The sequence below is a fragment of the Streptomyces sp. CB01201 genome, assembly GCF_002803085.1.
Lineage (GTDB): Bacteria > Actinomycetota > Actinomycetes > Streptomycetales > Streptomycetaceae > Streptomyces > Streptomyces hundungensis.
In genome coordinates, this window is the sequence record NZ_NNBJ01000002.1 from 465,578 (window position 1) to 479,195 (window position 13,618).

A 13,618-nucleotide genomic window follows, 5' to 3' on the forward strand; every position below is an offset into this window, starting at 1 on the left:
GCGGGGCGGGGGCGGCCCCGAAACGCGGGACCGCCCCCGGTCCGCGCTCAGCCCAGCGGGATCTCCAGGTACGACGGGTCCTCGTCGGGCGAGCTGACCGCGATCGTGCCGGGGGTCTCGGCGGCGGGGCCGTAGAACGGGTCCACCGAGTCCAGGACCAGCATCAGCCGGTGCCCGGCCCTCACGTCGTACCCCGTGACCTGGAGCGCGATGTCGACGGCGGCCGGCTCCTCGGGGGCGTCGCTGAGGACGGTGTACGGGGCGTGCGTGATGATGCGGGCGATCCCGAACGCGTTGACGTCGAAGAGGCACGCCACGACGTCGAGTCCCCGTCCAGTTCGCCGACTTGCACGGGTGTCGCCGCCCGGGCCCGGAGCGCGACACCCGGTATCCGGGTGAACGCGCAGCGTATTGCGGGCTTTTCGCAGGGATCGGCCGGAAACGCTCCCCGGGTGGGGGCGGAGGGCCGGGCGGGACGCCGGGGGCCCCGCCGCGAAGGCGCGCTCGTATCCTCGGAGGATGACTTCCAGCGCGCAGCCCCCGCAGGCAGAAGGACCGGACGCGGCCCACCGGCCCTCCGCCGCACCGACCGCCAACTCGATGCGGCGCGCGCTGAAACGCGCCAGGGACGGGGTGGCGCTCGATGTCGCCGAGGCGGCCGTGCTGCTCCAGGCGCGCGGCGCCGACCTCGACGACCTCGCCGCCTCCGCCGCGCGCGTGCGGGACGCGGGACTCGAAGCGGCCGGCCGGCCGGGCGTCATCACGTACTCCAAGAGCGTCTTCATCCCGCTCACCCGGCTGTGCCGGGACAAGTGCCACTACTGCACCTTCGTCACCGTGCCCGGCAAGCTGCGCCGGGCCGGCCACGGCATGTTCATGTCCCCCGACGAGGTGCTCGACATCGCGCGCAAGGGCGCCGAACTCGGCTGCAAGGAAGCCCTGATCACGCTCGGCGACAAGCCCGAGGACCGCTGGCCCGAGGCGCGCGAGTGGCTGGACGCGCACGGCTACGACGACACGATCGCCTATGTACGCGCCATGGCGATCCGCATCCTGGAGGAGACGGGCCTGCTGCCGCACCTCAACCCCGGGGTGCTCTCGTGGACCGACTTCCAGCGGCTCAAGCCCGTCGCGCCCTCCATGGGCATGATGCTGGAGACCACCGCGACCCGGCTGTGGTCCGAGCCGGGCGGCCCGCACCACGGCTCACCGGACAAGGAACCGGCCGTGCGGCTGCGGGTGTTGGAGGACGCGGGCCGCTCGTCGGTGCCGTTCACCAGCGGGCTGCTCATCGGCATCGGCGAGACGTACGAGGAGCGCGCGGACTCGCTGTTCGCGCTGCGCCGCATCGCGCGCTCGTACCACGGCATCCAGGAACTGATCATCCAGAACTTCCGCGCCAAGCCGGACACGGCGATGCGCGGCATGCCCGACGCCGAACTCGACGACCTGGTCGCCACGGTGGCCGTGGCCCGCCACATCATGGGCCCGTCGGCCTGCCTCCAGGCGCCGCCGAACCTGGTCGCGGGCGAGTACGGCCGGCTGATCGGGGCGGGCATCGACGACTGGGGCGGGGTCTCGCCGGTCACCATCGACCACGTCAACCCCGAGCGGCCCTGGCCGCGCATCGACGAGCTGGCCGAGAAGTCCGGCGCGGCCGGGTTCTCGCTGCGTGAACGCCTGTGCATCTACCCGGAGTTCGTCCAGCGCGGCGAGCCGTGGCTGGACCCCCGGCTGCTGCCGCACGTGCGCGCGCTCGCCGACCCGGAGACCGGCCTGGCGAACGAGGATGCCGAGGTGCGCGGGCTGCCCTGGCAGGAGCCCGACGAGGGCTTCAGCGCCAGTGGCCGCACCGATCTGCACCGCACCATCGACACCGAGGGCCGCACCGGCGACCGCCGCGAGGACTTCGACTCCGTCTACGGGGACTGGGGGGCGCTGCGCGAGGCGGCGGCCCCGGGCATGGTGCCGTCCCGCATCGACGCGGACGTGCGCCAGGCCCTGTCGGTGGCCGCCGACGACCCGACGAAGCTGAGCGACGCCGAGGCGCTCGCGCTGCTGCACGCCGATGGCGAAGCCCTCGACGCGCTCTGCCAGGTCGCGGACGACGTCCGCAGGTCGGTGGTGGGCGACGAGGTGACGTACATCGTCACGCGGAACATCAACTTCACCAACGTCTGCTACACCGGCTGCCGCTTCTGCGCCTTCGCGCAGCGCCGCACGGACGCGGACGCGTACACGCTCTCGCTCTCGCAGGTCGCCGACCGGGCCGAACAGGCCTGGGACGTCGGGGCGGTCGAGGTCTGCATGCAGGGCGGCATCCACCCCGACCTGCCCGGCACCGCCTACTTCGACATCGCGAGGGCGGTCAAGGAGCGGGTGCCCGGCATGCACGTCCACGCCTTCTCGCCGATGGAGGTCGTCAACGGCGCGACCCGCACCGGGATGTCGATCCGCGAGTGGCTGACCGAGGCGAAGGCGGCCGGTCTGGACTCGATTCCGGGCACGGCGGCCGAGATCCTGGACGACGAGGTCCGCTGGATCCTCACCAAGGGCAAGCTGCCCACCGCCACCTGGATCGAGGTCGTGAAGACCGCCCACGAGCTGGGCATCCGCTCCTCCTCCACGATGATGTACGGCCATGTCGACCAGCCCCGCCACTGGCTGGGCCACTTCCGCACACTGGCCCGCATCCAGGAGGAGACCGGCGGCTTCACCGAGTTCGTGACGCTGCCGTTCATCCACACCAACGCCCCGGTGTATCTGGCCGGCATCGCACGGCCGGGCCCCACGGCCCGCGACAACCGGGCGGTGACCGCCATGGCGCGGCTGCTGCTGCACCCCCACATCCCCAACATCCAGACCAGCTGGGTGAAGCTGGGCCAGGAGGGCGCGGCCGAGATGCTGCGCTCGGGCGCCAACGACCTGGGCGGCACGCTGATGGAGGAGACCATCTCCCGGATGGCGGGCTCCAGTTACGGCTCGTACCGCTCCATCCAGGACCTGGTCGCCATCGCGGACGCCGCGGGCCGGCCCTCCCGCCCGCGCACCACGCTGTACGGCGAGGTCCCGCCGGAGCGGATGACGGCCGCACACGCCTCGGACGGCCATCTGCCGGAGCTGCTGCCGGTGCTGGGGGACTGAGCTGCCCCGTCGGGCGGCGCGCACCAGGCCGGTTTCGGACAGGTGCGGTCCGGCGCCGCCCGATAGGGTCGAGGTGGGGAGCGACCCGGCCTCGGCCGGTGGGGAGTGGGGGGAGAGGTGGGGGGCGTGCGGCCTTCGATGCAGGAGCTCATTCGGCGGCGCAAGCGCGCCGGATTCGTCGGGCGGAGGGATGAACTCGCCCTGTTCAGGCGGAACTTCGACATTCCCGTCGACGACGAGCGGCACCGGTTCGTGTTCCGGGTGCACGGCAACGCCGGGGTCGGCAAGACGTTCCTGGTCCGGGAGCTGGAGCAGGCGGCCGTCGAACGCGGGGCGCTGACCGCCTACACCGACGAGGGCGTGGACGGCGTCCCCGAGGCCATGGGCGCGATCAGTGCCCGGTTCGCCCGCCAGGGCTCGCCGCTCAAGGCGCTCGATCGCATTCTGGCCACCTACCGCCAACGCCGCTACGAGGCCGAGGCGGCGGGTGCGGGCGGCGGGGGCGGATCGGGTTCGGGGCCCTCGGCGGGGGCGGTCGTCGCGGCGCAGGCGAGCCTCGCCGGGATCGGGCTCGTGCCCGGCGTCGGGGTGCTCGCGAGCACCGTCGATCCGGCTCAACTCGCGGAGGGCGCCGAGCGGTTGAGGGCGGCGCTCAGCGCGCGTCTGGGGCGCCAGGAGGACGTCCAGCTCGTCCTCGACCCGCTGCGCGTGCTCACGCCGGTGTTCGTCGAGGAGCTGGGCCGGGTGGCCGCGCAGGTGCCGTGGATCGCCCTGTTCTTCGACACCTACGAGCGCACCGGCGCCTACCTCGACGGCTGGCTGCGCGATCTGGTCACCACCGACCGCTACGGCGGTCTGCCGGCCAACACCGTCCTCACCCTGTCCGGCCAGGGCCGCCCCGACCCCCTGGGCTGGCCCGCCGCCACGGACTACGCCACCGACCTCCCGCTCGAACCCTTCACGGAGGACGAGGCCCGTCAACTGCTGGCCACGAAAGGGGTGTTGGAGGAGGAGGTCGTCCGCGATGTGCTGCGCCTCTCCGGGCGCCTCCCGGTACTCGTCAGTACCCTCGCCGGGAGCAGCCCGGCGACCCCGGGCGACATCGGGGACCCGAGCGCCACGGCGGTGGAGCGGTTCCTGAAGTGGGAGCCCGACCCGGTGCGCCGCTCCGCCGCGCTCGAAGGGGCGCTGCCGCGCCGGCTCGACGAGGACGTCTTCCGGGCGGCCGTCACCGGGGACGCGGCCGGTCTCTTCGACTGGCTGCGCTCCCTGCCGTTCGTACGGGACCAGGGCGGCCGCATCAAGTACCACGACGTGGTCCGCGCCCCGATGCAGCGCCTCCAGCGCACCTCGTCGCCGCAGCGCTGGCGGGCCGGGCACGAGCGGCTGGCCGACTGGTACGGGCGCGAGCGGGCCGCCGCCGAAGGGCCGTCCTGCGGGCGCTGGCGGGACGAGGCCTGGCGCGAGCCGCGCCTGGAGGAGCTCTACCACCGGCTGTGCGCCGAACCGGCCGGCGCGTTCGCGGACGCACTGCGCGACGGCATCGAGGCCTGCCGCCAGGGCACGGTCACCGCGCGCCGCTGGGCCCGGGCGATCGCCGAGGCCGGCGAGGACGGCAACCGGGAGGCACTGCGCAAGTGGGGCGCCGCCTGCCTCGCCGCGCTCGCCGCCGAGCGCAGGCACGGCATCGACGTGCTCGGCATGATGCTGGCCCGCCCCGAACTCACCGACGCGGACCGGGTCGCCGTGTACATCGCCCGCGCCTGGGGCCACTTCAGGACCGAGGCGTACGAGCAGTCCCTGGCCGACTACCGCCGGGCCCTCACCCTGGACGCGTCCAGCGCCGACGCGCACCACGGCCGGGCCGTGGCACACCGGGCCGTCGGCGACTGGGCGGCGGCCCTCGCCGACCTCGACCGGCTCGAAGATTTGGAGCCCGGCCGCGCCCGCGCGCCCCGCGAGCGCGGCGAGACGCACCGGCGCGCGGGCCACTACGAGGACGCCGTCGCCGAGCTGTGCCGGGCCCTCGTGCTCGACCCCGCCGACGCCCTCACGCTCGGCAGCCGGGGCCAGGCCCATGCCCAACTAGGCCGCCCGGTACCGGCGTTGGAGGACTTCGACCGGGCCCTCGCGCTCGACCCCGACTACGGCTGGGCGCTGGTGCGCCGGGCCCATGTGCGGGGGCAGCTGGGGGACACCGAGGGCGCGCTCGCCGACCTGGACCGGGCCGAGCGGCTGTCGCCGTCGTGGGCGTGGGTGCTGGGGGAGCGCGGCGACGTCTACCGGTTCGCGGCCCGCTACGAGGAGGCCGTCGCCGCCTACGGCCGGGCCCTCGCGCTCGACCCCGGGTACGCGTGGGCGTACGGCAGCCGGGCGGTGGCGCTCGCCGAGCTGGGCCGTCGCGCCGAGGCGCTCGCCGACCTGGACCGGGCGGTGGCACTGGTGCCGGGCTACCGGTGGGCGTACGAGCAGCGGGCCCGGCTGCACCGGGCCGAGGGCCGGGAGCGGGACGCGCTCGCCGACCTGGCGCGCGCCGCGCAGGCGGACATCGCCCGAGGCATCCCGCGCGGCCCGCTGCCCGCCGACGAGGGCGACCCCGCCTATCCGGCCGGCCGGCCCGCGCCCGGCCCCACGCCCCGGCCGTGATCGGGCTTCGTACCGGGCCGGTCAATTGGCCCTCTTAAACGGGCGCATCCGTTCAGGTACCGTGCTGCGGCATGAGCGCAGCAGCCGGAGCCACCGCACCCGTCTGGGGTCGCGCCGAACAGCAGGACTTCCGTAGCCGGGTACGGGGCACTCTGCTGGGCGGGGCGATCGGGGACACGCTGGGCGCGGGCGTCGCCGGCCTCGCCCTGAGCGAGATCCGCGAGCGGTACGGCCCGGACGCGCTCGGCGACCTGGTCCCCGTGTACGGCAGACCGGGCGGGGTGAGCGCGGCCACCCAGCTCACCCTGTTCACCGTCGACGGCCTCATACGCGCCCAGGTGCGCCGCGACACCGGCGCCTGGCACCCGCCCACCGATGTGCACCGGGCGCATCTGCGGTGGGCCGCCACCCAGCGCGACTGGGGACCCGACGAGCGCCGCGAGGACAACGGCTGGCTGGCCCGCGAGGAGTGGCTCTATGCCCGGCGCGACCCGGCCAAGGCCTGTCTGGTGGGGCTCGGCGACGCCATCATGGGCACCCTGGACCAGCCCAAGAACCCGAACGCGGACGACCCCGCGGCCCTCACCCGCTCCGCACCCTTCGGGCTCCTGGTGGGCTGGGAGCCGCAGCTGGTCCTCCAGCTCGCCGTGGAGTGCGCGGCCCAGACCCACGGCGACCCGGCGGCCTACCTGGCGGCGGGCGCCCTCGCCGTCATCGTGCACGGGCTCGCCCGGGGCGAGTCCATGGACGGCGCCGTCCAGCGCACCCTGGCCCAGCTCGCCGTGCGCCCCGGGCACCAGCGGGTCACCGAGGCGCTCAAGCACGCGCTCGGCGCCGTACGCCAGGGCATGCCGAGCCCCGCCCTTGTCGCGACGCTCGGCACCGGCCACAGCGCGCCCGAGGCCCTCGCGATCGGCGTGTACTGCGCGCTCGTCGGCGAGGACATCCGGCACGGCCTGCTGCTCTCGGTCAACCACGACGGCCCGTCCGACGCCACCGGCACCGTCTGCGGCAGCCTGCTCGGGGCGATGCACGGCGAGACCGCGCTGCCGCCCGCCTGGCTCGCCCAGCTCGAAGGCCGCTCCACGCTGCTCGAACTCGCCGACGACTTCGCGATGGAGATGACGCAGGGGCCCGCGCTGCACGGTCCCGCCGTCAACACGGCGGGCTGGCTGCTGCGCTACCCGAGGGGCTGAAACCACTCGTAAGGACGAAGGATTGGCGCAAATGCCGCGTGTCCCTCGCGCGCACGCGACGGGGTTCGCCAGTGTCGTCGTCATGACCCCGTTTCCCCCCGCCCGCACCGCGTGCGGCCGCCGCCCCCGGGCGGCCCGCTGGTTCACGGCTCCGCTGGTCGCGCTCGCGCTGCTCGGCACCGGCGCCGGATCCTCGCACGCGGCCCCCTCCGACGACGCCGAACAGTCGCAGTACGTCCAGGCCGGGGACGAGCCCGCCCTCGCCGAGCCCTCGGCGCGCGGCGACGAACTTCCCCCGTACGACGCCCGGGACGCCCAGCAGGCCGTCGACGACATGGTGATGGACGAGCGCGACGACACCGACGGCCAGCACTGCCCGCCGCAGCGCGACGACGAGGAGCAGGGCGAGTGGGACCGCTGGGGTCCGCACCGCGACGCGGCCTACCCGGCGCGCGGCGAGGACGAAGGCTCCGGCGCGGCCCCCGGCCCGGGATCGGGCTCCGGCTCCGGCTCGGGATCGAGTTCGGGATCGGGTTCGGCTTCTGCGGACGACGAGCCCGACATCGTCGGCTGACCCGAACCCGGGCCGCCCCCATCGGAGTTGATGCGCGCGAGCAGCGCGTCCCGCTCCGGGGTGTCCTCCGGCTTGAGCAGGCCGACCACGATGTACAGGACGAGTGAGATCGCCAGCGGCACCGACACCTGCCACTGGAGCGCGACACCGGTCTTCTGCGATCCGTCCAGGTCGTAGTTGACGAAGAAGAACGCGAGCAGCCCGGCCGCCCAGCTGGTGAGCGCCGCCGTCGGACCGGACCTGCGGAACGACCTGAGCATGCCGAGCATGAACGGGATCGCGATCGGCCCCATGAGCCCGGCCACCCACTTGATCACCACGGTGATGATGTCCTTGAACGCGGGCGAGTCGACCTGCGTGGCGACCGTCATCGACAGGCCGAGGAAGACGAGCGTCGACAGCCGCGCGGCGACCAGCCCCGCGCGCGGGTTCCAGGCCCGGGCCGACTTCGACAGGACGGGCATGATGTCCCGGGTGAAGACCGCCGAGATGGCGTTGGCGTCCGACGAGCACATGGCCATCGTGTGCGAGAAGAAGCCGACGACGACCAGGCCGAGCATGCCGTGCGGCAGCAGTGTCTCGGTCATCAGGGCGTAACTGTCGGACCCGTCGGGCTTCTTGGCGTGCACGAGCAGCGGCGCGCACCACATCGGGAAGAAGAGCACGGTCGGCCACACCGCCCACAGGATCGCGGACAGCCGGGCCGAACGGGTCGCGGAGCGCGCCGAGTCGGTGGCCATGTAGCGCTGGGCCTGGTTCCACATGCCGCCGTTGTACTCGAAGGTCTTGATGAACAGGAACGCCATCAAGAACGTGACCGTGTACGGGCCGGCGGTGGCATGGCCGTGGCCGCTGGGCAGCTTGTCCCATACCGTCCACAGCGTGGAGACGCCGTCGAGCTTGCCCATGACGGCGATCAGCATCGCGAGCCCGGCGAACAACTGGATGATGAACTGGCCGAGTTCGGTGAGCGCGTCCGCCCACAGGCCGCCGACCGTGCAGTACACGGCGGTGATGCAGCCCGTGATGAAGATGCCCTGGGTGATCGAGATGCCGGTGAACACCGACAGGAGCGTGGCGATCGCCGCCCACTTGGCGCCCACGTCGACGATCTTCAGAAGCAGCCCGGACCAGGCGAGCGCCTGCTGGGTGGAGACGTTGTAGCGGTTCTTGAGGTATTCGAGCGGGGAGGCCACCAGGAGCCTGGAGCGCAGCCGGTTGAGCCGGGGCGCGAAGAGCTTGGCCCCGATGCCGATGCCGACGGCTATGGGGAAGGACCAGGTCACGAAGGATGTGACGCCGTACTGGTAGGCGATGCCGGCATAGCCGGTGAACATCACCGCGCTGTAGCCCGACATGTGGTGCGAGATGCCGGACAGCCACCACGGCATCCTGCCGCCGGCGGTGAAGAAGTCGGAGACGTTCTCGACCCGCTTGTGGGACCAGATGCCGATCGCGACCATCACGCCGAAGTAACCGATGAGCACGGCCCAGTCGAGACTGTTCATGTGCCCCCTCCCAGGGGTCCGCCTTGTGAACGTCGCTGGACGACGTCGAGGAACTCGGATGCGTTCGTCAGTGATCCGGGTCAGCGGCACCCCGTGCGGGAGCGGGGACTTGGGGGGATTGAACCCCGTCGTCGGAGGAGTGGTCAAGACATCTGCCGGTCATGGATATGAACGAGAGTCATGAAGCAGAACGATTTTGCATCGCCTTTACCTATGGGGGTGTTGTCGTGCACGTGACGGCGGCCACACGATGGGCGGGCGCTTCGTCAGGCTCCGCCCACCCCGGCGCGTACAGACGTGAACGACCGCACGGGATGCGGGTCCCGTGCGGTCGAGAGAGAGCCAGGTGACCAACTGCCCACAGATGACAGTCAGTTGAGGTGCGTGGACGTCACCGCATCAGCTCCCCGGCGTTCACCAGGAGCGACTGGCCGGTGATCGCGCGGGCCCGGTCCGACGCCAGGAAGACCGCGGCGTCGGCCACGTCGCCGTCCGTGGCCAGCTCCGGCAGTGCCATGCGTTCGGTGAGCCGCCCGAGCACCTCCTCCTCGGGTACGCCCTCGGTGTGCGCGGTGAACTGGACGTACGCCTGCACCGGCGGACCCCACATCCAGCCCGGCAGCACCGTGTTGACCCGGATCCGGTCGGGGCCCAGCTCGCGCGCCATGGAGTACATCGCGGAGGTGAGCGCCCCCTTGGACGCCGCGTACGCCGCCTGCCACACCTGCGAGGGCGCCGCCACCGAGGACTGCGTGCCGATGACGACCACCGAGCCGCCGCGCGCCTTGAGCGCGGGCAGACAGGCCCGGGTCATGCGCAGGGTGCCGAGCAGGTTCACGTCGATGACCTGCTGCCAGGTGGCGAAGTCCGCGTCCTGCAATCCGCCGAAGTAGCTGTCCCACGCGGCGACATGGACGACCGCGTCGATTCCGCCGAAGCGCTCCACGGCGAGCGCGGCGAGCGCCTCGCACTGGGACTCGTCGGTGATGTCGGTCGGCAGGTGCGCGGTGCGGGCGCCCTCCGGGTCGATCTCGGCCGCGGACTTCGCGAGGTTGGCCGCGGTGCGCGCGCCGAGTACCGCGTTGCCCCCGTCGCGCACGACGGCGGCGGCGACCTGGTGCCCGAGCCCGGCCCCGACCCCGGACACGATGACGGTCTTCCCACTCAGCAACATCCGGTCGCCTCCCGGCTCTGGCGCAACTTCTGACGGGGCGTCAGAGTAAGTTCGTCCGGTGGTGGAGGGAAGGGATGCGGCATGACGGAGGACACACGGCCCGGGGCGTACGCGGAGCTGGCGTCGGTGGGGCCCTACGGGGTGCGCCCGGGGCACGCGCTGATCACCATGGTGGAGCCGCATCCGGGGCACGAGTACGCGTACAACCGCTGGTACGAGGACGACCACTACTACGCCGGCGCGATGGCCATGCCCTGGATGTACGCGGGGCGCCGCTGGGTCGCCACCCGCGAGCTCCAGGAGCTGCGCTACCCGGAGAAGTCGGCGATCGCCCAGCCGGTCGGCGCGGGCTGCTACCTGTCGACGTACTGGATCACCGACGGGCGCTACGACGAGCACATGAAGTGGACCGTCGGCATCAACAAGCGCCTCAACCGCGACGGCCGGGTGTATCAGGACCGCACCCATGTCTTCACCGCGTTCCAGGACCACGAGGCGACCGTCTACCGGGACGGCGCGGCGGGACCGCGTGACTACCACGCCCTGGACCACCCCTATGCGGGCCTGGTCCTCCAGGTCATCGACGCCGAAAGTCCCGATGCCCGGCCGGAGTTGCTGGAGTGGCTGCGCTCGCGCGAGCTGCCCCGGCGCCTTTCCGGGGGCCCCGCCGCGATGGTGACGGTGTTCCGGCCGACGCCGCTGCCGGGAGACCGCATGACCTATGTGAAGCAGGTCGAGGGCGTCGGCACCCGGCTCACGCTGCTCTGGTTCCTGGAGCGGGACCCGCGCGAGGTCTGGGCGGACCACTTCGGCGGCCTCGACGCCGCCGTGGCCGAAACGGGCCTGGGGAGGCTGGAGTTGGCGGCGCCGTTCATCCCCACCGTGCCGGGCACCGACCGCTACGTGGACGAACTCCGCTAGCGGAGCCGGTGCCGGGGACATGGCCGAGCCCTCTCGGCCGGGACGGCGGACCAGTCGAGAGGGCTCTTGTCGGTAAGGCGGGTATCACGATGACTGCGGCGGTCGTCAGCTGAGGGAGTCCCGGGTCACCTCGGCCACGAACGCGTTCCACGCGCCGGGGGCGAAGGAGATCGAGGGGCCCGCGGTGACTTTGGAGTCCCGCACGGCGATGGCGTGCGTCTCGGGAGACTTGACTTCGACACATGCGCCGTTTCCGGTGGAGTACGAGGACTTGGTCCAAGTGTCCGTGGCGCCCTGAAGAATGGCCATGATCGCTCCGGTTCTTGCCAGTTGGTCGTTCTCGTCCAACGGTCTTCGTTGACGTGATCGACGCTACTCGCAGGTTCCGTAGTGTGCGGCGGCCATTCACTCGACCGGATGGCATATTCCGGTTGGGTCTTCCATCCCGGTACGCGTGGGGTGTACCGTGCCGCGCCCCGGTCAGCCGGCTGTGCCGGCGGCGTATTCCTTGGCGACTTTCGTAATGAATTCCCGAGTCTGGTCCACATTCAGCGCCTGCGCCCGCAGATGCTCGTACATCACGCTGTATTTCTGGACATCATTGGCCTTTTCCAGGTAGAGGTCGCTGGTGACGCCCTCGATGTAGACGACGCTGGAGTCCGAGGCATCCGGAAATTCCAGAATCGCGTACTGGCCGTTGATTCCCGGATGCGCGCCCATGCTGAACGGCAGCACCTGCACGGTGACGTGCGGGAGTTGGGACTGGTCGATGAGGAATTCCAGCTGGTCGATCATCAGCTGCTTGTCGCCTACCCTGCGGCGCAGCGCCGCCTCGTCGATGACCACCCACAGGCGCAGCGGGTTCTCCGTCGCCTTCACCCGCTCCTGCCGACGCAGGCGGACGTTGACCCGCTTCTCGACGTCGGTCGGGGCGGTCTCCGGAAGCGCCCCGGCGATCAGGGCCTCCGCGTACTGCCGGGTCTGCAGAAGACCGGGCACGACCTGCGGATCGTAGACGCGCAGACTCGCCGCGTCCGTCTCCAGACCGATGTAGACGCTGTACGGGATGTCGCCGAAGGCGTGCCACCAGCCCTGCTGGCGCGAGTCCTTGGCCATTTGCATCAGCGAGTCGACGATCCGGTGATCCTCGACCTCGTAGACCCCGCACAGATCGCGCACATCGCGCTGGCTGATCGAGCGGCGGCCGTTCTCCAGACGGCTGATCTTCGACTGGGACACCAGCAGGCGCTCGGCGACCTCTTCGGCCGTCATGCCCTTCAGCTCGCGGAGTCTGCGCAGCTCCTGGCCCAGTCGGCGCCGCCTGACGGTGGGATTGACGTTGGACGCCACGGGTAACGCACCTCCGGCTCACGGCTCTTCTGTTCTTCTGCTCAGCAGACTGCCACCAACATCCCGGCACGCGCTGGAAAACGGCCACACACAGCGACTACGCGAACGCGCGGGGCTGTTGGGACAGCCCCGCGCGTTCCTGAATGCGGCTCCCGAACCGGGTCATGGGGACGTCGGTGCGGCGGTGGTACGACTGCTGGCACCGGTGATGCCTGGTGCCGGTGCTGCTAGTGGTGAGCCACGGCCCTGGCCATCACCCCGTGATGCGTCTGCGGATGCGTCTGCATCGGGACGCCGGCCGCCGCCGCGTGACGGCTTCCGGGGTCCGGCGCGGCAGTGCCGGCCTGGCCGTTGCGGCGTGGCTGAGCGGCCACACCGTTCTGGACGTCCATCACGGCGTGCGCGACGAGACCGCCCATGGGATCGTGCCTGATCAGGTCCCGGAGACGGGAGCGCGATGACCGCCCCTCGTTGCCGGGGTACAAGTGCTTGCCGAGCCCGACTGCGTGGGCCAGCGCGGCAAGCGCCGCGGTCCGCGGGTCCGGCGGTACGCCGGTGCGGATCGCACTGTCCAGACGGGCCCTGATGTCCCGGCTGATCGCCGTCTCCGTCGCTTGGTAGCGCGTCGTCGGCAGCACTCCGCACATCTGGCCCGACACGGCATGGACCATGCCGCAGCGCTCCAGATGCGCGAGGTAAATCTGGCGGAGCCCGAGGCGGGGTCCGCCGATCCAGTGGACGGCCCGTACCGGGCTGCCGCGCCTGCGCAGCAGTTCCAGTGCGGAGTCCAAGGTCGGATCTCCTGTCGGCCGTGCCATCACCACGGCGATACGATCCCCGTCTGGGGCTATCCGTCCTGCCAGAGCCAGCTCCACTAGCTGGGCTCCGGCGAGGCCGAGGTCGAGCGACTGCGGCTGCGCTGTGGTACCCGTGGCCGGGTCCAGAGCGAGCAGCAACAACTCTTCCGGAATAGTTCTGCGGCTCCTGCCCATCCATGCCTCCCCGCGTGGATGAATGACAGGGTGACCCCTCTCACATTCATCTGTCGAGAGCGCCTGGGCGGTTCGTACGGGAACCGACAGGTATGTCGTTCTCGTCTAGCCGG

The 13,618-nt window shown here is 71.7% G+C and carries 10 protein-coding genes; 4 read left to right on the plus strand and 6 right to left on the minus strand.

Features of this window, described 5'->3' with window-relative positions; translation table 11 throughout:
• Positions 1–47: 47 nt before the first annotated feature.
• Positions 48–317, minus strand: a complete 270-nt coding sequence (locus tag CG740_RS40795) for a CocE/NonD family hydrolase C-terminal non-catalytic domain-containing protein (protein WP_100574017.1) — start codon at positions 315–317, stop codon at positions 48–50.
• 202 nt (positions 318–519) lie between these two features.
• On the opposite strand from CG740_RS40795, the gene CG740_RS06720 reads away from it, so the two are divergent.
• From CG740_RS06720 to CG740_RS06730, 3 genes are all read left to right on the plus strand, one after another.
• On the plus strand, positions 520–3,144 hold the full coding sequence (locus CG740_RS06720) for a bifunctional FO biosynthesis protein CofGH (RefSeq protein WP_100574018.1): 2,625 nt from the start codon (positions 520–522) through the stop codon (positions 3,142–3,144).
• A 126-nt stretch (positions 3,145–3,270) separates the two neighbouring features.
• The gene (locus CG740_RS06725; RefSeq protein WP_324901064.1) at positions 3,271–5,790 is read left to right on the plus strand and encodes a tetratricopeptide repeat protein; all 2,520 of its coding nucleotides are present in this window, start codon (positions 3,271–3,273) and stop codon (positions 5,788–5,790) included.
• 71 nt (positions 5,791–5,861) lie between these two features.
• Positions 5,862–6,986 (plus strand): ADP-ribosylglycohydrolase family protein, encoded by a 1,125-nt coding sequence (locus CG740_RS06730; protein WP_100574020.1) that lies wholly within the window; start codon positions 5,862–5,864, stop codon positions 6,984–6,986.
• 441 nt (positions 6,987–7,427) lie between these two features.
• Here CG740_RS06730 and CG740_RS06735 read toward each other — a convergent pair whose 3' ends face one another.
• Both CG740_RS06735 and CG740_RS06740 read right to left on the minus strand, forming a co-directional pair.
• The gene (locus tag CG740_RS06735; RefSeq protein WP_100574021.1) at positions 7,428–9,068 is read right to left on the minus strand and encodes a sodium:solute symporter family protein; all 1,641 of its coding nucleotides are present in this window, start codon (positions 9,066–9,068) and stop codon (positions 7,428–7,430) included.
• 391 nt (positions 9,069–9,459) lie between these two features.
• Positions 9,460–10,242 carry an SDR family oxidoreductase gene (locus CG740_RS06740; RefSeq protein WP_100574022.1) on the minus strand — a complete coding sequence of 261 codons (783 nt, stop codon included), beginning with the start codon at positions 10,240–10,242 and terminating at the stop codon, positions 9,460–9,462.
• Positions 10,243–10,323: 81 nt separating this feature from the next.
• Between CG740_RS06740 and CG740_RS06745 the strand changes: the two genes are divergently transcribed.
• Positions 10,324–11,163, plus strand: a complete 840-nt coding sequence (locus tag CG740_RS06745) for a hypothetical protein (RefSeq protein ID WP_100574023.1) — start codon at positions 10,324–10,326, stop codon at positions 11,161–11,163.
• Between the two features lie 105 nt (positions 11,164–11,268).
• On the opposite strand, the gene CG740_RS06750 is transcribed toward CG740_RS06745, so the two are convergent.
• The 3 genes from CG740_RS06750 to CG740_RS06760 form a co-directional block, all read right to left on the minus strand.
• Positions 11,269–11,472, minus strand: a complete 204-nt coding sequence (locus CG740_RS06750) for a DUF397 domain-containing protein (protein ID WP_100574276.1) — start codon at positions 11,470–11,472, stop codon at positions 11,269–11,271.
• A gap of 171 nt (positions 11,473–11,643) precedes the next feature.
• Positions 11,644–12,513 (minus strand): helix-turn-helix domain-containing protein, encoded by an 870-nt coding sequence (locus tag CG740_RS06755; RefSeq protein ID WP_100574024.1) that lies wholly within the window; start codon positions 12,511–12,513, stop codon positions 11,644–11,646.
• A 227-nt stretch (positions 12,514–12,740) separates the two neighbouring features.
• Positions 12,741–13,505: a GOLPH3/VPS74 family protein gene (locus CG740_RS06760; protein WP_100574025.1), complete on the minus strand. Its 765-nt coding sequence runs from the start codon at positions 13,503–13,505 to the stop codon at positions 12,741–12,743.
• Between the last annotated feature and the right edge of the window lie 113 nt (positions 13,506–13,618).